Source organism: Oribacterium sp. KHPX15 (assembly GCF_900107835.1).
Lineage (GTDB): Bacteria > Bacillota > Clostridia > Lachnospirales > Lachnospiraceae > Oribacterium.
Window position 1 is genome coordinate 41,004 of sequence record NZ_FNRG01000001.1, and the last position, 23,425, is coordinate 64,428.

Consider the following 23,425-nt stretch of genomic DNA (forward strand, 5'->3'; position numbering starts at 1 on the left):
ATTTGACACTGGTACAATTGGAAAGGGATCAGGCTGTGACAGGTCTGATCCCATTGTTTTTAAGGGAATTAAATGATCGAAGATTACTCAAAAGCAAAACGCAGGGGAGATGCACAATATCGTAAGGATGTGACCGGCGGCAGATATCCTTATCTGACGGCACTTGATGATATGATCGCTTCTGCCGATATAGTTGCGGAAAACAGACTGGGAGTGATGGAGATACCGATCTCCGCGATCTCCGGGACCAAGACCCGCGGCAGGCAGGAGGCATTTGCCACCAATTTCATGCCCATTCTTGACTTGAATACAGAATTTGCCATGAAATGGAGTTCTCTTTATGATGCAGCCATGAATGAAGGCATCAGAGACGCCATACTGGTTTATGAGTACATGGGCCGTTTTTATGTACAGGAGGGAAACAAGCGTGTTTCCGTATCCAAATTTATCGGTTCGGATTCCATAATGGCGGATGTCATCAGATTTATGCCCGATAGGACAGGCAGCAAAGAGGACAATATCTATCATGAGTTTGTTGAGTTCTTTAAGGCAGCGGGATTTTACGGCATCAGATTCAGCGAAGAAGGACAGTATCAGAAGCTCTGTGATGTTCTGAAACTGCCAATGTCTAAGCCCTGGGACGTAGAGGTAAGAAAGAGCGTCAAGGCAGCCTTCAGCAGGTTCTCCAAAATTTTCATCAAGAAAGGCGGAGACCGTCTGGAGATGAAAACAGGCGATGCATTTTTACTGTATCTCACGGTATTCGGACTTTACAATATCCAGGATGTATCCAATGCCCAGATTGAAAAGAATCTCGACCAGATCTGGCAGGAATTCCTGAAGGAATCGGATGATATAAGCCTCGTTAAGGAACCTGAGCTTCTGGAAAAGCAGGAGAAGCCAAATATTTTCAACATTTTCACGTCTAAGGGCTTCAGAGGCGATGTTCTGAAGGCAGCATTTATCTACGAAAAAAGTACTGAGAGTTCAAGCTGGGCCTACGGGCATGAGCTGGGACGTGCCTATCTTTCCGAAAAGTTCGGTGAGCACATAGAAACCATGGTATATGATGACTGCGGAACGCCGGAGCTTGTGCATGAGGCTCTGGAGAAAGCCGCGGAGGCCGGTGCCCACGTCATCTTCACAACTTCGGGAATGATGATAGACGAATCCGTAAAGGCGAGAGTGGAGCACCCGGAGATATACATTCTCAACTGCTCCGTAAATACAAATTACAACACTATACGAACCTATTACAGCCGTATGTACGAGGCGAAATTCATCATGGGAGCCCTTGCGGCATCACTGACAGACGGTCATGACATAGGATATGTTGAACTTTGTCCCCAGTATGGCACTCTTGCCAATGTCAATGCCTTTGCCATTGGTGCCCAGTTGATAAATCCATATTCCCGCATACATTTAAAGTGGATGGAGCTAAAGGATTCAGACTGGAGAGAAGAACTCAGAAGAGAAAACATTATCACCATATCGGGTCCGGAGCTTACACCGCCCAAGGTTTCAGGAAAAGAATACGGCGTTTACATGGTATCGGACGGGGACGTTGTCTCGAACATTGCCATGCCTATATTTGACTGGGGCAGGTTCTATGAGATCATCATAGACTCCATTTTGAGCGGAACCTGGGATAACTCAACCCTGACAAAGGATCATAAAGCTCTCAACTTCTGGTTTGGCATGAAGTCGGGGGTAGTGGATGTCATTCTGTCGAGAGAGCTTGGCTATGCTTCAAGAAAAATGACAGAGGCGCTTAAAAAAGGTATAGTTGAAGAGATGTTAAATCCTTTTGACGGAGAGTTACGGAGTCAGGAGGGCATCATCAAAAAGGAAACAGACCCGAGATTGTCCGGCGAGGAAATAGTGAATATGCGTTGGCTTAATGACAATATCATAGGCACCATTCCTCCTATAGAGGCATTCAACGACAGAGCACAGTATCTTATGCGCATAAGCGGATTTATGACAAATAAGGGAGATGTGAGTGATGAAGGTTCTTCTGATCGCTGACGAAGAAAACAAGGTGCTATATGAGCATTATGATCCGGAAAAACTACGGGAGGTAGATCTCATCTTATCTGCGGGAGACCTCGATGCAAGATATCTGGAATTCCTTGTGACCATGGGACACGCGCCCCTTGTTTATGTTCCGGGGAATCATGACAGTTACTACGTGGACCATCCACCTATGGGGTGTGACTGCGCCGATGACAGGATCATTGATTTCCGCGGACTAAGGATACTTGGACTTGGGGGTTCCATGAAATATAAAGAGGGACCGTACCTCTACACCGAAAGGGAAATGGAGAAGAGGATAGAACGTCTGAGGCGTACCATAATGCTTTATAACGGTTTTGACATCCTGCTGACTCATGCCCCCGCAAAGGGCTATGGAGATCTCGAGGACCTGCCTCATCAGGGATTTCAGTGCTTTAATGACCTCCTCATGAGGTATAAGCCCAAATACATGATCCACGGTCATGTTCACGGGAATTACGGGAAATTCAAAAGGGTACAGGTTCATCCGTCGGGAACGGTTATAATCAATGCTTTCGACAAGTATGATCTCAACATAAAGAAGGATGATCACCCGGAGGAAGGTAAAACAGGCTCCCTGCTGTACGATCTTTACAAGAACGTGTCTATGGGACGCCGGAAGTATTACCCTCAGCTCCACGGAGAGGAAAATGATGATAAATAACGACTGGGAGGCTTTGCTCAGGCCTGAATTTGAGAAGCCTTATTATAAAAATCTGTATGAAAAGATAGACCGGGAATATAAGACAGAAAAGGTTTATCCCCCGGCAGAGGATGTGTTCAATGCTTTCCTCTATACTCCTGTGAGTAATGTGAAGGTGGTGATCCTCGGGCAGGATCCCTATCATGAACCGGGGCAGGCCCACGGACTTTCATTTTCCGTAAAGCAGGGCATAGACATTCCGCCGTCACTGGTTAATATCTATAAAGAGCTTCATGATGATCTGGGGTGTTACATCCCCAACAACGGCTACCTGAAAAAATGGGCAGATCAGGGCGTGCTGCTTCTGAACGCGGTTCTCACCGTCAGGGCTCATGAGGCAAACAGTCATAAGGGACTTGGCTGGGAAGAGTTCACGGACGCCGCCATTAAGGCGCTTAATAAGGTGGACAGGCCTATGGTCTTTATACTGTGGGGAAGGCCGGCACAGATGAAGCAGGCCATGCTTGACAATCCGAAGCATCTGATACTGAAGTCACCGCACCCGAGTCCCCTCAGCGCATATCGAGGATTCTTCGGTTCAAAACCTTTTTCAAAGGCCAATGCCTATCTCGAGGCGAATGGGTTAAGTCCGGTTGACTGGCAGATTGAAAATATTTAATTTTTTTTTATAAAGGGGTTCATATGAGTTTTGTAGAAATACTAAAGGTTTTGGTTTTTGGACTTGTAGAGGGATTCACCGAGTGGCTTCCGGTTTCCTCCACCGGTCACATGATTCTTGTTAATGACATCATCAAGCTTCGTCAGCCTGCGGAATACTATGAGGTATTCCAGGTTGTGATACAGCTTGGGGCAATACTTGCGGTGGTTACCACATTTTTCAGGCAGTTATGGCCCTTTGAAACAAGACGCAAAGGGGGCATCGGCCTTGCTCCCGCAAAGGTTGAGCTCTGGATCAAGATAATCATTGCCTGCCTTCCCGCAGCAGTGCTGGGACTTCTTCTGGACGATTTCCTGGACACCTACCTTTACAATGGATTCGTGGTGGCTCTTACTCTTATCATCTACGGCGTGGCATTTATTCTCGTCGAAAAGAGAAATGAATTAACCACCTTTTCTGTCAGAAGAGTAAGTGAGCTGGACCTCAAAACCGCATTATGGATAGGTTGTTTCCAATGTCTCGCTCTTATACCCGGAACCTCACGTTCAGGTGCTACCATAATCGGAGCCATGCTTCTCGGTGTTTCCAGAACAGCTGCCGCAGAGTTTTCTTTCTATCTTTCCGTACCTGTGATGTTCGGAGCAAGCCTTCTGAAGCTTCTCAAGAGAGGCGCGGGATTTAATGCGGTTCAGTGGTTCTACATGGTACTCGGAATGCTTATCGCTTACCTTGTAAGTGTATACTGCATAAGCTTCCTGATGAGATATATCCGTAAGCACAGCTTCACGATTTTTGGCTATTATCGTATAGCTTTGGGCGTCATAGTTCTCATATGGTTTGCCGTTTCAAAGGCCTGATAAGCGTGTAAGAAATACTTAAGAGGGACGTAACCGATTGTCGGTTGCGGGCCCTCTTTTTTTGGATTATTCTCAACATGTGATTATAAATAATCTCGGCCCGGCCGAAGTTATATTTATAAGGTATTTGAAAGAGGAAGAAATGAAGAGGATAAAGGTAGCAATTGCAGCCGTTGTCATGTCACTGTGCATGAACGTTTCTGCATTGGCAGCGACTGACATCGGACTGAATCTTGACTGGAAGTACGCTGAAAACTCAAAGATCAATACTGGAAGGGCAAGGCTGTATACAAGCGAAGCCGCCGATAAAAAGAATATCACCATAGCTGTGGATGCAGGGCATGGAACAGCAGGGGGAGAAGATGTGAAGATCCTTTGCCATCCTGACGGATCGGCAAGAGCGGATGGAAGCACAATATGCGAAGCTGTGCCCCGGGGTATGACATTTCAGGATAAAGTAACCGAAGCAGACGCAAGCCTTATGGTGGCTGAAAGCTTTAAAAACAAGCTTCTTTCCGAAGGATATGACGTGCTTATGATAAGAGATGGTGAAGATGTGCAGCTTGATGATGTGGCCAGAGCGGTTCTCTCCAACAACAAGGCAGACTGTCATATCTCCATTCATTTCAATGATTCATCAAGCGGTGTGGGAGCGTATTACGTTTCTGCCCCGGATAAGCTTAAAAAGCTTGAGCCGGTATCCAAGTACTGGAATAAGTCAAAGAAGCTTGGTGACAGTCTGATCTCAGGACTTGAGGCCAACGGAGTAAAGATCAGCTCCGGCGGCAGTGTGGAAGAGGATGTGGTGCAGACAGCTTATTCTTCTGTTATATCGGCATATGTAAAGCTCGGCGACAAGACCGCAGACCACTCAAAGGAAGCCTGTGACAAGTATGCTGAGGGGCTGGTTCTCGGGGTAAACAAGTATTACGGATTTGCGTGATAAATTACATAAAGACATTTTGCGGCAGCAGGACATCTGAAAAAGGATGCCCTGCTGTTTTTGTAACTGCCTGCGATTTATAAGGATGCCCTGCAGTTTTTGTATTTGCCCACGATTTATTTTTTGATTGTGGGAGCCGCTCAGCTTTGAGCGATTAAAAAGAATCAGTGAGTATTCTCGCTTGATTTTTTACCTATTGTGAAAAAATAAATTTTATATAGTGTTTTTATAAAATCCGGTTATGCAATATTGAATATGTATGATTTTCTTAGGATATATAGCAAATATTTGCTGTGAAATTTTTCACAAAATTACTGTTTTGCACTTGCAAAAATACATAACATGACATACAATATGTTTGCTGACGGAAATTTCATCCAAACAGCATTTGCAACATGCATTTTTTATTATAAGTATCAGGAGGATATTTACTATGGCAGTTAAAGTTGCTATTAACGGTTTTGGTCGTATCGGTCGTCTTGCATTCAGACAGATGTTTGGTGCAGAGGGATTTGAAATCGTTGCAATCAACGATCTTACAAGCCCTGAGATGCTTGCACATCTTCTTAAGTACGACAGCACACAGGGTCGTTACGAGCTTTGTGACAAGGTTTCTTACGGTGAGGATTCAATCACTGTTGACGGAAAGAAGATCACAATCTACAAGGAAGCTGATGCTAAGAACCTTCCTTGGGGACAGCTTGGTGTAGACGTTGTTCTTGAGTGTACAGGTTTCTATACAAGCAAGGATAAGTCACAGGCTCACATCGATGCAGGCGCTAAGCACGTTATCATTTCTGCTCCTGCAGGAAATGATCTTCCTACTATCGTATATAATGTTAACCACCAGAACCTTACAGCTGATGACAAGATCATCTCAGCAGCTTCTTGTACAACAAACTGCTTAGCTCCTATGGCTAAGGCTCTTAATGATCTCGCAGCTATCAAGTCAGGTATCATGTGCACAATCCACGCTTACACAGGCGATCAGATGACACTTGACGGACCTCAGAGAAAGGGCGACAAGAGACGTTCACGTGCAGCAGCAGTTAACATCGTTCCTAACTCAACAGGTGCAGCTAAGGCAATCGGCCTTGTTATCCCTGAGCTTAACGGAAAGCTCATCGGCGCTGCTCAGCGTGTTCCGACACCTACAGGTTCAACAACTATCCTTACAGCTGTTGTTGAAGGAAATGTTACAAAGGATCAGATCAATGCAGCTATGAAGGCAGCAAGCAATGAGAGCTTCGGTTACAACGAGGATGAGATCGTTTCATCTGATATCGTTGGAATGAGATATGGTTCTCTCTTTGATGCAACCCAGACAATGGTTCTTCCTCTTGACAACGGAACCACACAGGTACAGGTTGTTTCATGGTATGACAACGAGAACTCATACACAAGCCAGATGGTTCGTACTATCAAGCACTTCGGAAGCCTTCTTAATAAGTAATTATCCTTGAAAGATAAATAAGACATGACTTTGAAGAGGTCCGGCCTATATGGGCCTGGCCTCTTTTTCTTGTAATAAGTTATAGTAAATACAACCATAATTGACAATTTAAAGAAGATTTTTGCACATGCTTTTGTCAAAAAACACAAATGGATGAAAAATCTTCTATAATATTAAAAGAGAAAATAAAATCAGAGAGATATTTCTCTCAAAAAGGAGATTCATATGGCAGGATTAAACAAGTTAACAGTCGATGATATCGATGTTAAGGGCAAGAGAGTACTTTGCAGATGTGATTTCAACGTTCCTCTTAAAGAGGGCAAGATCACAGACGAGAACAGACTCGTAGCAGCACTTCCAACAATCAAGAAGCTTATCGCTGACGGCGGAAAGGTTATCCTTTGCTCACACCTTGGAAAGGTTAAGACAGAGGAGGACAAGCCTTCAAAGACACTTGCTCCTGTAGCTAAGAGACTTTCAGAGCTTCTCGGACAGGAAGTTAAGTTCGCAGCTGATCCTGAGGTTGTTGGTGCAAATGCCAAGGCCGCTGTAGCTGAGATGAAGGACGGAGACGTTATCCTTCTTGAGAACACACGTTACAGAGCTGAAGAGACAAAGAACGGAGAGGCATTCTCAAAGGATCTTGCTTCTATCGCTGATGTATTCGTAAACGATGCATTCGGAACAGCTCACAGAGCACACTGCTCAAATGTTGGTGTTACACAGTTCCTTAACGGTCCTCACGCTGTTGGTTACCTTATGCAGAAGGAAATCAAGTTCCTTGGACAGGCTGTTGAGAATCCTGTACGTCCATTCGTAGCTATCCTTGGCGGCGCTAAGGTTGCTGATAAGCTTAATGTTATTTCTAACCTCCTTGAGAAGTGCGATACACTTATCATCGGCGGAGGTATGGCTTATACATTCGCTAAGGCACAGGGCTATGAGATCGGTACATCTCTTTGCGATGAGACTAAGGTTGATTACTGCAAGGAAATGATCGAGAAGGCTGAGAAGCTTGGCAAGAAGCTCCTTCTTCCTGTAGACGCTGTTACAACAGACCACTTCCCTGAGCCAATCGACGGACCTATCGACACAACAGTTGTTGATATCGACAAGATCCCTGCTGACAGAATGGGTATGGATATCGGACCTAAGACACAGGCTCTTTATGCTGATGCTGTTAAGTCAGCTAAGACTGTTGTATGGAACGGACCTATGGGTGTATTTGAGAACCCTACTCTTGCAGCCGGAACAAAGTCAGTTGCACAGGCTCTTGCAGATACAGATGCTACAACCATCATCGGTGGTGGTGACTCAGCTGCTGCTGTTAACCAGATGGGCTATGGCGACAAGATGACACACATATCAACAGGTGGCGGAGCTTCTCTTGAGTTCCTTGAGGGTAAGGACCTTCCTGGCGTTGCTGCTGCAGACAACAAGTAAGATATTGTTAATGTCTTTCCGGAGGACATGAGATGTTCTTCGGAAAGATTGATTTAGAAATACATAGAATTTTTTCTGATGTATGACGGTAAGTCATATATAGAATGGAGTTTATATGAGAAAGAAAATTATTGCCGGAAACTGGAAGATGAACATGGTTCCTTCAGAGGCTGTTAAGCTTGTTGAGACATTAAAGCCACTTGTACAGAATGATGATGTAGACGTAGTTTACTGTGTACCTGCAATTGATATCATCCCTGTAGTTGATGCTGTAAAGGGCACAAATGTTCATGTTGGTGCTGAGAACTTCTATATTGAAGACAAGGGTGCTTTCACAGGTGAGATTTCTGCTCCTATGCTTAAGGATGCAGGTGTTGAATACATCATCATCGGACACTCCGAGAGAAGAGATATCTTCGGTGAGAATGATATCCTTATCAATGCAAAGGTTAAGAAGGCATTTGCTTCAGGTCTTAAGCCGATTCTTTGCTGCGGTGAGTCTCTGGCACTTCGTAAGGCCGGTACTTACAAGGAGTGGATCGAAAGACAGATCACCTGGGATCTTGACGGTGTGACTGCCGATCAGGTTAAGGAGCTTGTTATCGCTTACGAGCCTATCTGGGCTATCGGAACAGGCGAGACAGCTACTTCAGATCAGGCTGAAGAGGTTTGCAAGCTTATTCGTGACCTTATTGAAAAGCTGTATGATGAAGATACTGCTGAAGAGGTTCGTATACAGTACGGCGGATCAATGAATGCAGGCAACGCAGCTGAGCTTTTGTCCAAGCCTGATATCGATGGCGGACTTATCGGTGGTGCTTCACTTAAGCCTGACTTCGGAAAAATCGTTAATTACAACAAGTAATTTTAATCCCACGGTTACAAAACCGTGGGATTTTTGCTCGTTTAGGGGTGAAGTCACTATACTGAGGCTTAGGGGATGACTCATACCACAGTTTTGACTATAATCCAAACAAATATCAGCCAGACATTTATAAATATCGGGCGAATGCCGATGAAAATAATATGGGTAAACCGTACGGCTTTATGTTTTTTTCAGATACCTGTTGACAAACCGGGTTCTATTGCATACAATATGCCGTACAAATGAATACTTATTCAGAGTCGGTGGAGCTACATAGGAGCTATGAAACCGCAGCAACCCCGGAAAAACCGGAAGGTGCTAACCTGAGCGAACTATTTTTTGTTTCGAACAATAAGAGGATGCTTATTACAAGCCAGTCGATTGTTCGACCGGCTTTTTTTGTACGATATTGTGGCCATAGATATGGTTTACTTTCGTAGGCAAACTTATAACCACATAGTACATAAAGCAGCAGGAGAACATTTCTCCAACCTGATTTTTTAGGTATTTCGAAACACCAGGACGCCACGCGTCAGAAAGGACTAATTAAATGTTATTTTCATCAGAGCAGGTATCAAACGGACACCCTGACAAGATCTGCGATCAGATTTCAGATGCCATCGTTACAGACATCTTACAGCACGACAAGGCAGGTCGTATCGCAGCAGAGACAACTATTAAGGACTGGGAGGTAACTGTCCTTGGAGAAGTTACCACAAACTATGAGCCCGATTATGAGAAGCTTGCCAGAGACGTTCTTAAGAATATCGGCCTTACAGATGTTGATAAATACAACATTCGCATTCTTATCTCTAAGCAGTCTCCCGATATAGCCATGGGCGTTGATAATGATGGCGCCGGAGATCAGGGTATGATGTTTGGATATGCCACAAACGAGACTGAAGAGCTTCTTCCTATCCCTTATGTTCTTTCCAACAGAGCACTTCTTAAGCTTAGAGAGTACAATATCAAGGATGGCTTCAAGAAGTTCCGTCCCGATGCCAAGGCACAGGTATCTTTTGACTATGATACACATCGTATCGATACCTTCCTTATCTCTACTCAGCATGCTGAGGAAACTTCTCTTGACGAGGTTCGTGAGATAGTTTCCGGTATCATGAAGGAGACTGCAGAGGAAATGGGTCTCAATACTGATTTCCGCATCCTGGTTAATCCTACAGGCCGTTTTGTAATGGGTTCTTCCTTCGCAGATTCAGGACTTACAGGACGTAAGATCATCGCTGACACCTATGGCGGGGCTGCTCACCACGGTGGCGGAGCATTCTCAGGAAAGGATCCAAGTAAGGTTGATCGTTCAGCCGCTTACATGGCACGTAAGATTGCAAGAGATATCGTTAAGGCAGGAAAGGCTGACCGCTGCGAAGTACAGCTTGCCTATGCCATCGGTGTTGCAGAGCCTGTTTCAGTTTACGTTGACTGCTTCGGAACAGAAAAAGAAGACCGTAACAAGATCTGGGATGAGATAAAGCATAATTATGATCTTACTCCAAAGGGCATCATCAATTCCCTTAAGCTTAGAGATGTTAACTATAACCTCGTTTCAAGCTACGGACACTTCGGCAAGCCTGAGCTTCCCTGGGAGCAGTAATAATTCAATAACAGTTAATCAATCGGGCATGATTAAGCTGTGCCAAACAGAACAAACTTCAGCCATACTAAAGAGGCCTCAATTAATTCACAAAAAATTGGCCACGATTTACTTCAGACCAATTTGGCCTAAATCTATTCTGACCCATGGCTGAACAGTTCGGAAAAATATGCTAAAATAATGCAGTCACGTAAGTGGCTGCATTTTTTCGTTTATAAGTTATCCACCGGGGACGGTTCTCGCCGGCGAGAATCGTCCCCGGTGGATAAGACCAAATAACCTATAGGGGGCTTTAATTGAAGTTTTCATCCGATAATTCCAAAAACAAAAAGCATACACTATGGCATGACTGGCTGACCTACGACTTCATAGTTGGAATAGCGCTTCAGCTTTTGCTGTATTTTGTAGCCATGTTCGTTTGGTCCATGAGATTTCCAAAGCTGTCCTTTGAACGTACTCCTATATTAAATGTTCATTATCTCGTCATGTTTCTGCCATTTATTGTCGGAGTCTTCGGGCTATGGGCCAGAACCTATGAGCTTCCGGTTTGGGCAAAGTTTTTCACAAAAGTCTCCCTTCCGGTGCTGATACTTGGTGTAATCTCAGCTGTGGTTTTATGTATAGTACCGCCCTATTGCTCCAGTACCACAAAAACTGAGCAATACATGATTGTAGACAGAGATGTGGATGCAGAGAGCTTTGACATATGCAGACATATATTTCCCTCCCACATCTCAGGAGCACCTTCAAACACCTCCTACCGCTACTACAAATACAGCAGTATCCTGGAAGACGACTTCCACCTGAGCCTTGGAGAAACCCTTTCTTCTGAACAATTCAAAGAAGAAAGCGACCGCATACTTGCTCTGGATATCCTGAAAGATGCTGACTTGTCCACCTCAAAGGATATCACACTCATAGATACCACTCTGAACGGTGATTTAATCGTTCACATAACTTTGGATTCCGCCTACAATCGGATAATATATGCCGCTGGATACAATCGAATCAAGTGACCCCACAATTTTGCCAATTCCATAAGTGAGATTTTTATAAATTTATACCCAAAATTATTGTATACTTATACTCAATGCGTCAAACACTTTATCAAAGGGGGATGTTCATATGCCGATCAAAGTACAGAATGATTTACCGGCTAAGCATATACTGGAAAGCGAAAACATTTTTGTAATGGATGAAAAGCGTGCTCAGTCTCAGGAGATACGACCACTTCGTATATGTATCCTGAATCTGATGCCGTTGAAAGAAGATACAGAACTTGATATTTTAAGGGTACTTTCCAATTTTCCCATACAGACGGAAATTACTTTTATGAAGGTGGCTTCTCACGAGTCAAAGCATACGGATGCTTCCCACCTCAATAAGTTCTACATAACACTGGAACAGATCAGGGATGAGTACTTTGACGGCCTCATCATTACGGGAGCTCCGGTGGAGAAGATGCTTTTCGAAGAGGTGGAGTACTGGGATGAGCTTAAGGAGATCATGGACTGGTCTCTCACACATGTATTCTCGACGTTCCATATCTGCTGGGCGGCTCAGGCAGGTCTTTACTATCATTATGGGATAGAGAAGGTAATGCTTCCGAAGAAGCTTTCCGGCATTTACCGTCAGAAGGTTCTTCACCGCAAGAAGATGATCATGAGAGGAATGGATGATTATTTCTACGTTCCCATTTCCCGATATACAGGTATAGACGAGGATGCAGTTCGTAAAAATCCGGAACTGTATGTGGTGGCTGATTCTGTAGATCCCGAGGAAGGCGGCATTTACATGGTTCTCGCCTGCTCCAGCAGACAGATCTTTATCACCGGACACTCTGAGTATGACAAGTACGATCTTGATAAAGAGTACAAGAGAGATGTTGCAAAGGGCCTGAATCCTGACATTCCGGTTAACTACTATAAGAATGATGACCCCGCTCAGGAGCCTGTTCTCAGCTGGAGATCCACTTCGAATTGTACCTACACAAACTGGCTCAATTTTGTATACCAGGAGACACCTTATGATCTTACAGAGCTTAAGCCGGTTAAATGTGACAGCTATGTTTCGGTAGGAAATCACTTTAGTGAGAGGGATACGACTCTGACATTTAAAAAGACCGAAGAGCAGATAGATAATTCATAAACTCTGCTATTTTGAGGCATAGAAAGCATCAGCATTAGCCAACTTACAGCTGTGAGTTGATGCTTATGTGATAAATATTCATTAAGAAAAAATCAGAAAGGCAAATTTCAGTGGACGTTTTAGAAAGATTTATTGAATATGCAAAGATAGATACCAAGTCAAGTGAGACTACAGGTACTCACCCGTCAACAGAGAAGCAGTTCGACCTTGCGAGACTTCTGGTTAAGCAGATGGAAGAGATGGGAGTAAAGGATGTTCGTCTCAGTGACAAATGCTATGTATACGGAAGAATCCCGTCTAACCTTGGCAGTGAAGAGTCAGCGATAACACCGAAGCTTGGATTTATCGCTCATATGGATACATCACCTGCAGCAAGCGATACCGGCGTAAATCCCCGTGAGATAAAGAACTATCAGGGCGGAGACATCGTCCTAAATGTTGAGAAGAAGATAGTTCTGTCGCCGAAGACTTTCCCGAAGCTTAACACTATGATCGGTGCAGACCTTCTGGTGACTGACGGAACCACACTTCTCGGTGCAGATGACAAGGCAGGAGATGCCGAGATCATGGCCATGGCAGAGTACCTCCTTACTCATCCTGAAGTAAAGCATGGCGAGATCCTCCTTGGATTCACACCGGATGAGGAGATCGGAGAAGGCGCGGATTTCTTTGATGTGGCAGAATTTGGAGCAGATGTGGCTTTCACGGTTGATGGTGGAACTCTCGGTGAGATCGAGTATGAGAATTTCAATGCTGCCTCCGGAAAGGTTGAGATCACAGGTGTTAATGTTCACCCCGGAGACGCAAAGGACAAGATGATCAATGCGCTCCTCGTAGGTATGGAGTTTAATGCATTGCTCCCTGCTGATCAACGTCCGGCACTGACCGAAGGCTACGAAGGCTTTTTCCATCTTGTGGGCATGGAAGGTGATGAGGCTCTTACAAAGATGAGCTATATCATCAGAGATCATGATAAAGTAAAGTTTGAAGAGAAAAAGAAGGTATTTCAACAGGCTGCGGATAAGCTTAATGAAAAGTATAAAGAGACAGCAGCGCACGTAGACATTGTAATAAAGGATCAGTATTACAACATGCGCGAGAAGATCGAGCCGGACAATATGTATCTCATAAGTGCGGCGGAGAAGGCATTCAGAAAAGCAGGAGTTGAGCCTGTGACAAAGCCTATCCGCGGAGGCACCGACGGCGCGAGACTCAGTTTCATGGGGCTGCCCTGTCCGAACCTTTCAACCGGCGGCGAGAACTATCACGGAATATATGAGTATCTCAATATCAACTCCATGAGGAAGATGGTGGAAGTGCTCATTAACCTGACGACGGATATGGTGGGAAAAAAGAAATAAAAATATGGCTATGCATACTAACAAGTGAGCTTGCCTTCGGAAGTTTTTCTGTCCATCGGTAAATGTACCCGATGGCTTCGGTGGATATTAGAGAATTAGGCACTATAAAAGGACCCTCCTTAAGGGTCCTTTTAATATTAAAATTTAACAAGTTTCTTAATCAATATTCTATTTTCGGCTAACTAATACAACGGAGTATTCTCCTTTCATTGTATTAGGTATGATAGCTTACTACGACAAAGCTTTGTGCTATGTCTGCTTCTATACCCAGTAACAAATAGATTTGTAAGACTAATCGTTAACTTTTTAATATTTCCCGAAGATGATGTCCACGTTTCAAGAAGGTTAAATTATAGGAGAAACACTCCTCAGCTGAATAACATGACCACTTGACGTGCTGTTATCATTTTATCTATATTACCTTACCTGAACTACGGAGATATCATCCAATAACTGTGCTGGCGTCATCGTTTTCATACCTCTGCTTTCTACAGTTTTCTGAAGTGATGTTTTTTATGATCTCGACGGATCATCATCGCTTTTGTTAACTCGATCACCCTTTCTCGTCAGGTGATGTGTTAACCCGTTCTTTATTGTGATTTAATGTTAACATGCGGAAACGATTTTGTAAATATCAAAACGCAAGGAAAATATTTTTATTTTGTAAGATTTCACCGATTTTGTAAGTTTTGGAGAGAAGGCTTTATGGCAACGGGGGGTGGTCTCGCGCCGGACGAAAAAATGCGTCTTCATGCCAACGGCCCACGGTGTTGAAAGTACATTCCGCGAACAACGTCCGCCATGGACTAAACACTTACGTGTTTGTCCCTGTCGGACGTTGTTCGCTCCATGTTCTTTCAAACCGCAAGCCTAGTTGGCATTGAAGACGCATTTTTTCTGTGTTTTGAAAACGGTAAACATGGTTTTAAAAGTACTTTATTGTTGAAATCAAAATAATTTTTATCCTTTAGCTCTTGTTTCATTCTCTGCTTGTTTGAGTAACGCATCTTGGAGTATTTTTGAGAAATTGATGTTGTTCTTTTCACCGTAGGTGTTAAGCCAGGCCGGAATAGTTATGTTCTTTCTTACTGTTTTGGTGCTATATTTCTCAGCGTAAGCGTTCATATCAAGGGATAGAACGCTTTTGAAGCAGTTAGGATCGTCAAGTTGAACATCAAAGAATGGTGTGGCAGAAGGAATGCTGTTTCCTTCTTCGAGTTCGCCCAGAATCCAGCCACTGGCAGCATCAACTGCCATGTCTATGGCTTCGGCAAGGTTTGGTCCTTCTGTAACGCATCCGGGAAGATCTGGTACTGTCACAGTGTAGCTTCCATCATCGTTAGGATCAAAGATTGCAGTATATACGAGTTTCATTTGTTTCCCTCCTGATAAAACGAGAAATTTATTTAAGGCCTGCTTGTTTGAGAATAGTGTTTGCTGTTTTGATATTTACATCTCCTGAATGTATAGGAAGAGTGATCTTTCCGGGCTTAGTAGGGTGCTTAAACTGTTTGTGAGAACCTACCTGTGAAACTGGTATCCAGCCATCAGATCTAAGTAGCTTTTCAAGTTCTCTTGATGTCATGAACTTCCTCCAATTATGATTATGCGTATTATGTGTATGATAGTCAATATAAACCTATGATAAATCGTTAGTGTCTCGGAAATTATTTATGATACGGTGAATTGTGGCAGATAAATACCTTTTACTATAGATTTTTAAAGACTGAAAGATTTATTAATAAGAAACGAGAGTCCTGCTTACACAGGACTCTCGGATAATTTTCTTTCGGATAATCCTAGCTGGCTTGTGGTTACTTATCGAACCCACCAATGGCTCCATCGCACAAAGCAAACCAGCTCTCCGTGCAACCTCAACGCTCAAGCATACCTCATGTGCATGCTTATCTGTGTCCAATATAATTCCTTATTTGGGTGTAGTCAATAATTGCAAATCATCTTTTATAGATAATTCATATCGACATTTGGATGATATCACAATTTGTTGCGTTTTCATATTGTCTAAATTTAGACTATATTGGTAGTTGAATTGTGTTCTCAAAAAAGAGATACGTACGGAAAACTTAAGAGTTAACAGGAAACGCTTAAAGCCAAAGAGTATCTGACCATGGAAGATCTGGAAGGACTCTGGAGCATTGACGAAATCACCTCTTACAGATTCAAGAAGAACGGCACCGGTGCGCTGGTACTTCCGGAGCACAGCTACAGCTTCACCTACACGCTTGAGGAAGACATCCTCGAGATGGATTTCGAAAAAGAAAAGCTCAGGGATTCAACCTTCAAGGTATCTGTGGTTGACGGAGTTATGAACCTGCAGTGCCTTGACGAATTCTTTGAGAATGAGTTCGTACTTGAGAAGAGCGAAGATTAAAACCAATATCTATTCATGTTTGAAAGGATGCACAATGTGGAGACATTGGCATCCTTTTTCGTACTGGAAATTTATATAAAGCATTCAAAATGTGATAATGTCCGGAGAGAAGCATTCGTTTATTTTCATAGCTGTTGCGCCGGGAAGACAGGATATTATAAAATGATGTAAGTAAGGGTCAAACAAACAAAATCATGCGCTTGTGCAATAATTTAAGACTTTATGATCCGCCCGGGCGATTATTAAAAACAGATATATATCCAGCCGGAAAACTCATGACCTTCAGGTCATGGGATGAATGGCGTCATATAGAAAACGAAGTATGAGATCAAGGATTCATTTATCAGAGTATTTTACATATGGTAAGCTGTTGAGGTTTACATTGCCATCCATTGCCATGAATATATTTGCCTCGCTGTATATCATTGCAGACGGATATTTTGTTGCCAATTATGTTGGTAAGACAGAATTTGCTGCTGTAAACCTTATCATGCCGGTACTGAATATATTGGGAACCATCGGTTATATGTTCGGTGTCGGGGGCAGCGCTTTGATCGCGAAGACCCTGGGGGAACAGAAAAAAGAACGGGCAAACCGGCTCTTTTCTCTGATTGTGATGGTATCTTCCTGTCTTGGCTTTTTTCTGCTTGTGGTGGGTTTTATATTTATGCCACGTATTACTGCGATGCTGGGTGCTGAAGGGAAGCTTCTCGAAGACAGCATACTTTACGGACGGATATTTATCCTGGCTCTGCCTGCATGGATATGGGTGTATGAGTTCCAACTGTTCTTTGTGACTGCTGAAAAACCGGGACTGGGTCTTGCCGTTACAGTATGTGCGGGATTTAGCAATATTGCCCTGGATGCTCTGTTTATAATCGGTTTCCGCTGGGGACTGGCCGGCGCTGCTGCGGCCTCAGCATTAACACAGGTAGTAGGTGGTGTATTCCCGCTTATCTACTTTGCGCGGAAAAACAACAGCCTGCTGAGACTTGTTAAACCTGAATGGAATGGCAGGGCGGTTTTTAAATGCTGCACAAACGGCTCTTCGGAATTTATGGCGGAAGCCGCAGCATCTTTAGTGGGGATCATTTACAATGTTCAGCTTCTTAAGTATGCAGGTGAGGGCGGAGTTGTGATTTACGGCATCCTGATGTATGTAAGCCTGATCTTTACCGCCATGTTTGTGGGGTACTCCAATGGAGTAGGACCTGTTTTAGGCTATCATTACGGCGCTCAGAATCACGGAGAACTAAAAAACCTGTTGAAAAGAAGTCTTTTGATCATCGGCCTTACATCTGTTCTGATGTTTATTCTTTCGGAATTGATTGCATATCCATTTTCAGTATTATTTCTGCAGGGTTCGGAGGAGCTGCTGCCGGAAGCCTTGCATGCTTTCAGGATCTTCTCCGTTGCATACCTTTTCACGGGAATTGCTATTTTCGGATCGGCTTTCTTTACTGCCCTGAACAACGGACAGATATCGGCATTGATTTCCTTTCTGAGGACGTTTGTGTTCGAGCTTGGAGCGATTCTCATGCTGCCTTTGCTGCTCGGAGTGGACGGTATATGGTGCTCCACTTTGTTTGCTGAGCTGATGGCAGCTGTAACCGGCGGCATCTTTATGGTTGCTTTGAGGAAGAAATATCATTATTAGATTTATAGGAATGGTGCTACCCCGGTACAGTTTTGACAGTTGAGAGCTTCCGGGGTGGGAATGTGTGAATTATGGACAAAAAAGAGCTGCGGGCGTTGATCCGCGAAAAAAGAAAAAACCTTACAACAGACTATAAGGACAGGGCCAATGCTGAGATCGCCACAAGGTTTCTGCTCTATCCTGTATTTCAGCAGGTGGATTCGATTTTCTGCTATGTAAATACACCGGATGAACCTGATACGAGAGCCATCATTGAGACCGCATTTCAGATGGGAAAGATGGTGACGGTGCCGAGGTGTAAGCCGGGACCGGAGCATATCATGGAGGCGGTTCAGATTCAGAGCTTTGATGATCTGGAGCCGGGAACCATGGGTATCCTTGAGCCGAAAGAAGGGCTTCCGGTCATTGACGGCTACAAGATTGCGCTGGCGGTTGTTCCATGCATTTCCGCTGACAGATGGGGCGGCAGACTGGGGCATGGAGCGGGATACTATGACAGATGGCTTCATGGACTCGATATCTACAAGTACTGCCTGTGCTTTGAAGAACTGCTTTCGGAGAGAGTTCCTATGGAGCAGAATGACATTAAGATGGACCGGGTTTTTACAGAGGATAAGATTTATAACCCGAGGGTTCAGAGTGAGGATACTTTGGGAGAGATAAAAAGGGATGCTGTGAAAAGCGGACTGACAGAGATCCTGAAAAGTCTGTTTCCGTGGAAGAAGTGATGCTGAGTGTTTGCATAAAGACATTTCAGTGAAGGATTTAAAATAGTATTCCTGGGAAGATTCGATTTTTTGCAGATGTATTTCTGCATTTTGGGATAGAGATTTAAATAAGAGTTAATAATAATTATTGAAGGAGGGCATGATGGACGAGCAAAAAATCAAGAGACTAAAGGAAATGATAGACGATTCGAAGAATATCGTTTTCTTCGGCGGTGCGGGAGTATCAACGGAAAGCGGAGTTCCGGACTTCAGAAGCAAGGACGGCCTTTACAATCAGCATGACGTTCAGTTCGAGAAGTATCACCCGGAATATCTTCTCAGCCACAGCTGTCTCGTGAATGAGCCGAAGGTTTATTATGAATTCCACAGGCAGAAGATGGATACGAGAAAGATCGAGCCAAATTTCGCTCACAAGTATCTTGCGGAGCTGGAGAAGAAAGGGAAGCTGAAGGCTGTGGTGACCCAGAACATTGACGGACTTCATCAAAAGGCCGGAAGCAAGGAGGTCTACGAGATCCACGGAAGCGCCCTCAGGAACTACTGCATGCATTGCGGCAAGGCTTACCCTGTAGACTATGTTTTTGATTCCCCCGAGCCTATTCCTCATTGCGAGTGCGGAGGCATTATCCGACCTGACATAACCCTTTATGAAGAGAGCCTTCCTGAGGTTGCTGTGAGAAAGTCTGTTAATGCTATCGCCAATGCAGATATGCTCATAATCGGAGGAACCTCGCTCACGGTGTATCCGGCGGCTTCCTATATCAATTACTTCGAGGGAAAATATCTCGTTATCATAAACCGTGACGCTCTTAAAGTCAGATCCGGAAACCAGGAAGTATTGATGATAAATGACAGCATAGGGGAAGTGTTTAAAAAGCTTTCGGAACTTGAGAAATAAATCAGTCTGGTAGTGGATTTATAAATAGCCTGAGGGGCGACCTCCGGCCTTTTACTTGCAATGAAAAATACCGTATATCAAAAAATCAGGTTAGCACAACAGGTTTGTTTGCTAAGAAGTAAGTCAGTTGAATTCCGGAAACAAAACCTGCATGTCTTCAGGTAATGCCGCGGTAAAGTTCATGGGCTCTTCGCTTATGGGATGCTTGAAACTAAGCTTCCAGGAGTGAAGGGCCTGTCTTTTTATATAGCGGTAATCCGGGTTATAGAGGAAATCTCCTATCAAAGGATGCCCAATGTACTTCATGTGAACTCTTATCTGATGCGTGCGTCCGGTTTCAAGCTTCAGGGCTATGAGACTCAGATCCTTTTCGCTGTCGTACATGAGAGGCTTAACGTGAGTTGTGGCGGGGTCTCCATTGGCATAATCCACGATTCGTTCTATAACAGAGGCATCCTTTCTCGCGATGGGGGCGGATATGGTCATGTCGAAGCCTTCAAGTGAAGAAGGGTAATGTTTAAGGCAGTCTCTCACATCGCCCTGACAGATGGCGATATACTGACGGTGTATGGATCGCTCCCTGACAAAATCCCCGAGTCTTGCCGCTGCATGCATGTTTTTGGCTGAAATGAGGAGCCCGCTGGTGTTCTTGTCAAGCCGGTTAATGATGCGGTTCACGTAGGTGTCGAAGTGAAGGACATGGTGAGTGTAGAAGCAGAGAGCATTGGCGAGAGTATCATCGTAGTGCCCCATGGAAGGATGTATGGGCATGCCGGCGGATTTGTCGATGACCAGAAGGTCCTCATCCTCATAGACGATGGACAGAGGAAGCTCTGTTTCCACCACATTCTCGCCGGATTCAGTTTCCAATATATTGCAGGTGAGTTCGTCACCTTCATGAAGCATGGCTTTGAGCCAGGCCTTATCATAATTAAGCAAAAGCCCCGGAACATCCGAAGGAATCAGGTCTGTTCCTGTGTTTCGGAGATGGTATATAACTGATCTTGAATAACCCATGGAACGAAGAAAAGCCTCTACGGTCTTGCCGTGGAAGCTTTTCGGGATTGTATAGGTTAGTACTCTTAGATTTTTTGGCATATGATTTCTTCGCAGGTTGATGAAGTAAGTGATACTTGGCTTTTGCCGGGTATCAACTCCTGCAGAGCTGCTTATACATTGAACTTAAATGTATCCTTGAGACCAAGCCACTTCTGGTCCTTGTCTGAAAGGTTGAGGGCGGTTCCGTCGTCCATGGCATAGCCTTCGGCGGAAGCATTACCCTTGTACTCACCTGTGAGATGAGGCCACTGAATGTTTATCTCGGGATCGTTCCAGGCAAGGCCGCCTTCGTCTCCGGGATGATAGAAATCGGTGACCTTATAGCAGAACTCGGCAACATCGGAGAGTACCAGGAAGCCGTGAGCGAAGCCTTCGGAAATGTAGAACTGCTTCTTGTTCTCCTCTGTGAGCTCAACTCCGAAATACTGTCCATAGGTTTTGGAACCCTGACGGAGGTCTACTGCAACATCATATACTGAACCCTTGATGACGCGAACAAGCTTGCCCTGAGGGAACTGCTTCTGGAAGTGAAGTCCGCGAAGAACGCCCTTGGTGGACATGGACTGGTTGTCCTGAACGAAAACCATGTCGAGACCTGCTTCATGCATGTCGTTTTGATTATATGTTTCTACAAAGTATCCGCGGCTGTCGCCATGGACGGTTGGCTCGATAACATAAAGGCCTTCTATAGGTGCCTTGGTAACTTTAATCTGTCCCATTTCAACTCCTTGAAAAAAATAGAATTATTTAGCCTTAGTATTATAAATCGGTTAATGAAAAAAATCCACCCGGGAAAATATCAATCAGCCAAGTCCCACATCCAGTGCCATCATAAGTATGAATCCCAAAGCAAAAGCGATGGTTCCTATGTTTGAATGCTCGCCCTCAGACATTTCAGGGATTAGTTCCTCTACTACAACGTATATCATAGCTCCCGCTGCAAAACTCAGAAGATAGGGCATGAGAGGGATGAAAAATCCTGATGCGGCGATCACCAGAAGTGCGCCTATCGGTTCAACGATTCCGGACAGAACACCATACAGGAATGTCTTGACTTTGGGAACGCCTTCGCTGAGAAGCGGCATGGAAACTATTGCGCCTTCGGGAAAGTTCTGTATCGCAATACCGATAGCCAGAGCCAGGGCGCCCGAAAATGAAATCGTACTGTTTCCGTAAAGCCAGCCGGCACAAACTATTCCCACAGCCATTCCTTCGGGAAGATTATGGAGAGTGACTGCAAGGACAAGCTTAGTTGTTCTCTTAAGTCCGCTTCGTGGGCCTTCCTCGCATTTGTCCAGATGCATATGGGGTGTAACCATATCCATGACAAGAAGGAAAAGCATTCCTGTTCCGAATCCTATAGACACAGGAAGAAATCCGAGTCTCCCCATTTCCGCAGTCTGATCGAGAGCAGGAAGCAGAAGACTGAAAAAGGATGCAGATACCATAACCCCTGAAGCAAATCCTGTCAGGGCACGCTGCATCGTTTGCCCCATCTCTTTTTTAAACAAAAACACACTGGCAGCTCCCAGCGCTGTTCCCAGAAACGGGATAATGATTATACTCCACATAGACATGAGCTCCTTTCTTCAATGATAGTGTATACAGGGCGTTTCTGTCCACGATATTTCTATGAACCTGTCTGAATCAACAGTGAAAAAGCGAACAGATACATTATAGTTTTAGTTAGGCAAAACAAACATCTTTAGCTAAAAAAATAATGAAAGATATTTTCACTATATCATTGACTAATCTATTAAATATGGGTAGAGTGATATTAATTGAAAACGGTTATTACATCAGTTTCCGAGGACACCGGAAACGATGAACTAAAGAAAAGGAGAGTACGAAAAATGAAGACATGGGTTTGTTCAGTATGCGGATATGTTTACGAGGGTGAGACACCTCCTGAGAAGTGCCCTACATGTGGAGTTCCTGCATCAAAGTTTGTTGAGCAGGCAGGAGAAATGACATGGGCAGCAGAGCATGTTATCGGTGTAGCGGCTGATGCTCCGGAAGATATCAAGGCAGACCTTCGCGCTAATTTTGAAGGTGAGTGCACAGAGGTTGGAATGTATCTTGCTATGTCAAGAGCAGCTTTCCGTGAGGGTTATCCTGAGATCGGTGAGTACTACAGGACAGCAGCATTTGAAGAGGCAGAGCATGCAGCTAAGTTTGCAGAGCTTCTCGGCGAGTGCGTATCAGCATCTTCAAAGGAGAATCTTACAGTTCGTGTAAAGGCTGAGAACGGCGCTACCATGGGTAAGACAGATCTCGCTAAGAGAGCTAAGGCTCTCAACCTTGATGCAATCCACGACACAGTGCATGAAATGGCTCGTGATGAGGCAAGACACGGCAAGGCATTTGCAGGTCTCCTGAAGAGATACTTCGGATGATGCTTATGGAGAAAGATAAAGATTTTAACAATAAGCTTTTGGCGTTTACATTCTTCTATGCAGTGGTCATATATGTTTTCTGCCTGGGATTTTACTTCTGGGACAAGCATATAAATTATAAAGAAATCAGTGGATAATTGGGGGTCTGTTGATTTCTTAGGTACATTGAGGATGTAAATCTAAGCTGGATGAAGAGGGAACGGAGTGATCTGATCCCTCTTTTTTGTGTGTCCGGGAAA

At 44.3% G+C, this 23,425-nt stretch carries 23 protein-coding genes and 1 riboswitch; of the genes, 18 read left to right on the top strand and 5 right to left on the bottom strand.

Annotated elements, in window-relative coordinates:
* Positions 1 to 72 precede the first annotated feature (72 nt).
* The 12 genes from BLV86_RS00155 to pepT all read left to right on the top strand — a co-directional run bounded on the left by BLV86_RS00155 (position 73) and on the right by pepT (position 14,056).
* A complete protein-coding gene (locus BLV86_RS00155) occupies positions 73 to 2,028 on the top strand; it encodes a BMP family ABC transporter substrate-binding protein (RefSeq protein ID WP_044915898.1) in 1,956 nt (651 codons plus the stop codon).
* Positions 2,006 to 2,719 carry a metallophosphoesterase family protein gene (locus BLV86_RS00160; protein ID WP_090814689.1) on the top strand — a complete coding sequence of 238 codons (714 nt, stop codon included), beginning with the start codon at positions 2,006 to 2,008 and terminating at the stop codon, positions 2,717 to 2,719. Before BLV86_RS00155 ends, BLV86_RS00160 begins: the two co-directional genes overlap by 23 nt.
* Entirely contained in the window at positions 2,709 to 3,377 is a 669-nt protein-coding gene (locus BLV86_RS00165) for a uracil-DNA glycosylase (RefSeq protein WP_031548266.1), read from the top strand. Before BLV86_RS00160 ends, BLV86_RS00165 begins: the two co-directional genes overlap by 11 nt.
* Before the next feature lie 23 nt (positions 3,378 to 3,400).
* Positions 3,401 to 4,234, top strand: a complete 834-nt coding sequence (locus BLV86_RS00170) for an undecaprenyl-diphosphate phosphatase (protein ID WP_090814690.1) — start codon at positions 3,401 to 3,403, stop codon at positions 4,232 to 4,234.
* Positions 4,235 to 4,376: 142 nt separating this feature from the next.
* Positions 4,377 to 5,177, top strand: a complete 801-nt coding sequence (locus BLV86_RS00175) for an N-acetylmuramoyl-L-alanine amidase family protein (protein ID WP_090814863.1) — start codon at positions 4,377 to 4,379, stop codon at positions 5,175 to 5,177.
* A gap of 433 nt (positions 5,178 to 5,610) precedes the next feature.
* Positions 5,611 to 6,630 carry a type I glyceraldehyde-3-phosphate dehydrogenase gene (gene gap / locus BLV86_RS00180; RefSeq protein ID WP_090814691.1) on the top strand — a complete coding sequence of 340 codons (1,020 nt, stop codon included), beginning with the start codon at positions 5,611 to 5,613 and terminating at the stop codon, positions 6,628 to 6,630.
* Positions 6,631 to 6,855: 225 nt separating this feature from the next.
* Positions 6,856 to 8,073 carry a phosphoglycerate kinase gene (locus BLV86_RS00185; RefSeq protein WP_031548274.1) on the top strand — a complete coding sequence of 406 codons (1,218 nt, stop codon included), beginning with the start codon at positions 6,856 to 6,858 and terminating at the stop codon, positions 8,071 to 8,073.
* A 115-nt stretch (positions 8,074 to 8,188) separates the two neighbouring features.
* Complete coding sequence (gene tpiA / locus BLV86_RS00190) at positions 8,189 to 8,938, top strand: triose-phosphate isomerase (protein ID WP_031548276.1); 750 nt, start codon at positions 8,189 to 8,191, stop codon at positions 8,936 to 8,938.
* Positions 8,939 to 9,185: 247 nt separating this feature from the next.
* Positions 9,186 to 9,296: riboswitch (SAM riboswitch) on the top strand.
* A gap of 192 nt (positions 9,297 to 9,488) precedes the next feature.
* Positions 9,489 to 10,547 carry a methionine adenosyltransferase gene (metK, locus tag BLV86_RS00195; RefSeq protein ID WP_031548278.1) on the top strand — a complete coding sequence of 353 codons (1,059 nt, stop codon included), beginning with the start codon at positions 9,489 to 9,491 and terminating at the stop codon, positions 10,545 to 10,547.
* A 296-nt stretch (positions 10,548 to 10,843) separates the two neighbouring features.
* On the top strand, positions 10,844 to 11,563 hold the full coding sequence (locus BLV86_RS00200; RefSeq protein WP_090814692.1) for a hypothetical protein: 720 nt from the start codon (positions 10,844 to 10,846) through the stop codon (positions 11,561 to 11,563).
* Positions 11,564 to 11,672: 109 nt separating this feature from the next.
* Positions 11,673 to 12,695 carry a homoserine O-succinyltransferase gene (locus BLV86_RS00205; protein ID WP_090814693.1) on the top strand — a complete coding sequence of 341 codons (1,023 nt, stop codon included), beginning with the start codon at positions 11,673 to 11,675 and terminating at the stop codon, positions 12,693 to 12,695.
* Between the two features lie 110 nt (positions 12,696 to 12,805).
* A complete protein-coding gene (gene pepT, locus BLV86_RS00210; protein ID WP_090814694.1) occupies positions 12,806 to 14,056 on the top strand; it encodes a peptidase T in 1,251 nt (416 codons plus the stop codon).
* Between the two features lie 960 nt (positions 14,057 to 15,016).
* On the opposite strand, the gene BLV86_RS00215 is transcribed toward pepT, so the two are convergent.
* Together BLV86_RS00215 and BLV86_RS00220 are read right to left on the bottom strand one after the other, a co-directional pair.
* Positions 15,017 to 15,430 carry a type II toxin-antitoxin system HicB family antitoxin gene (locus tag BLV86_RS00215; protein ID WP_031548285.1) on the bottom strand — a complete coding sequence of 138 codons (414 nt, stop codon included), beginning with the start codon at positions 15,428 to 15,430 and terminating at the stop codon, positions 15,017 to 15,019.
* 28 nt (positions 15,431 to 15,458) lie between these two features.
* Entirely contained in the window at positions 15,459 to 15,641 is a 183-nt protein-coding gene (locus tag BLV86_RS00220) for a type II toxin-antitoxin system HicA family toxin (protein WP_031548288.1), read from the bottom strand.
* Between the two features lie 543 nt (positions 15,642 to 16,184).
* On the opposite strand from BLV86_RS00220, the gene BLV86_RS00225 reads away from it, so the two are divergent.
* The 4 genes from BLV86_RS00225 (at position 16,185) to BLV86_RS00240 (ending at position 19,731) form a co-directional block, all read left to right on the top strand.
* Complete coding sequence (locus BLV86_RS00225) at positions 16,185 to 16,448, top strand: DUF5640 domain-containing protein (RefSeq protein WP_090814695.1); 264 nt, start codon at positions 16,185 to 16,187, stop codon at positions 16,446 to 16,448.
* A 322-nt stretch (positions 16,449 to 16,770) separates the two neighbouring features.
* The gene (locus BLV86_RS00230; protein ID WP_090814696.1) at positions 16,771 to 18,105 is read left to right on the top strand and encodes an MATE family efflux transporter; all 1,335 of its coding nucleotides are present in this window, start codon (positions 16,771 to 16,773) and stop codon (positions 18,103 to 18,105) included.
* 71 nt (positions 18,106 to 18,176) lie between these two features.
* Positions 18,177 to 18,833 (top strand): 5-formyltetrahydrofolate cyclo-ligase, encoded by a 657-nt coding sequence (locus BLV86_RS00235; RefSeq protein ID WP_090814697.1) that lies wholly within the window; start codon positions 18,177 to 18,179, stop codon positions 18,831 to 18,833.
* A gap of 142 nt (positions 18,834 to 18,975) precedes the next feature.
* Entirely contained in the window at positions 18,976 to 19,731 is a 756-nt protein-coding gene (locus BLV86_RS00240) for an NAD-dependent protein deacylase (RefSeq protein ID WP_090814698.1), read from the top strand.
* A 123-nt stretch (positions 19,732 to 19,854) separates the two neighbouring features.
* Here the strand turns inward: BLV86_RS00240 and BLV86_RS00245 are convergent, their stop codons facing one another.
* The 3 genes from BLV86_RS00245 to BLV86_RS00255 form a co-directional block, all read right to left on the bottom strand.
* Complete coding sequence (locus BLV86_RS00245) at positions 19,855 to 20,829, bottom strand: RluA family pseudouridine synthase (RefSeq protein WP_090814699.1); 975 nt, start codon at positions 20,827 to 20,829, stop codon at positions 19,855 to 19,857.
* Positions 20,830 to 20,900: 71 nt separating this feature from the next.
* On the bottom strand, positions 20,901 to 21,509 hold the full coding sequence (rfbC, locus tag BLV86_RS00250; RefSeq protein WP_090814700.1) for a dTDP-4-dehydrorhamnose 3,5-epimerase: 609 nt from the start codon (positions 21,507 to 21,509) through the stop codon (positions 20,901 to 20,903).
* A gap of 84 nt (positions 21,510 to 21,593) precedes the next feature.
* Entirely contained in the window at positions 21,594 to 22,367 is a 774-nt protein-coding gene (locus BLV86_RS00255) for a ZIP family metal transporter (protein WP_334292859.1), read from the bottom strand.
* A gap of 276 nt (positions 22,368 to 22,643) precedes the next feature.
* On the opposite strand from BLV86_RS00255, the gene BLV86_RS00260 reads away from it, so the two are divergent.
* Positions 22,644 to 23,186, top strand: coding sequence for an NADH peroxidase (locus BLV86_RS00260; protein ID WP_029201912.1), 543 nt, complete (start codon positions 22,644 to 22,646; stop codon positions 23,184 to 23,186).
* A gap of 5 nt (positions 23,187 to 23,191) precedes the next feature.
* Complete coding sequence (locus BLV86_RS18420) at positions 23,192 to 23,323, top strand: hypothetical protein (protein ID WP_256377651.1); 132 nt, start codon at positions 23,192 to 23,194, stop codon at positions 23,321 to 23,323.
* The last annotated feature ends 102 nt before the right edge of the window (positions 23,324 to 23,425 follow it).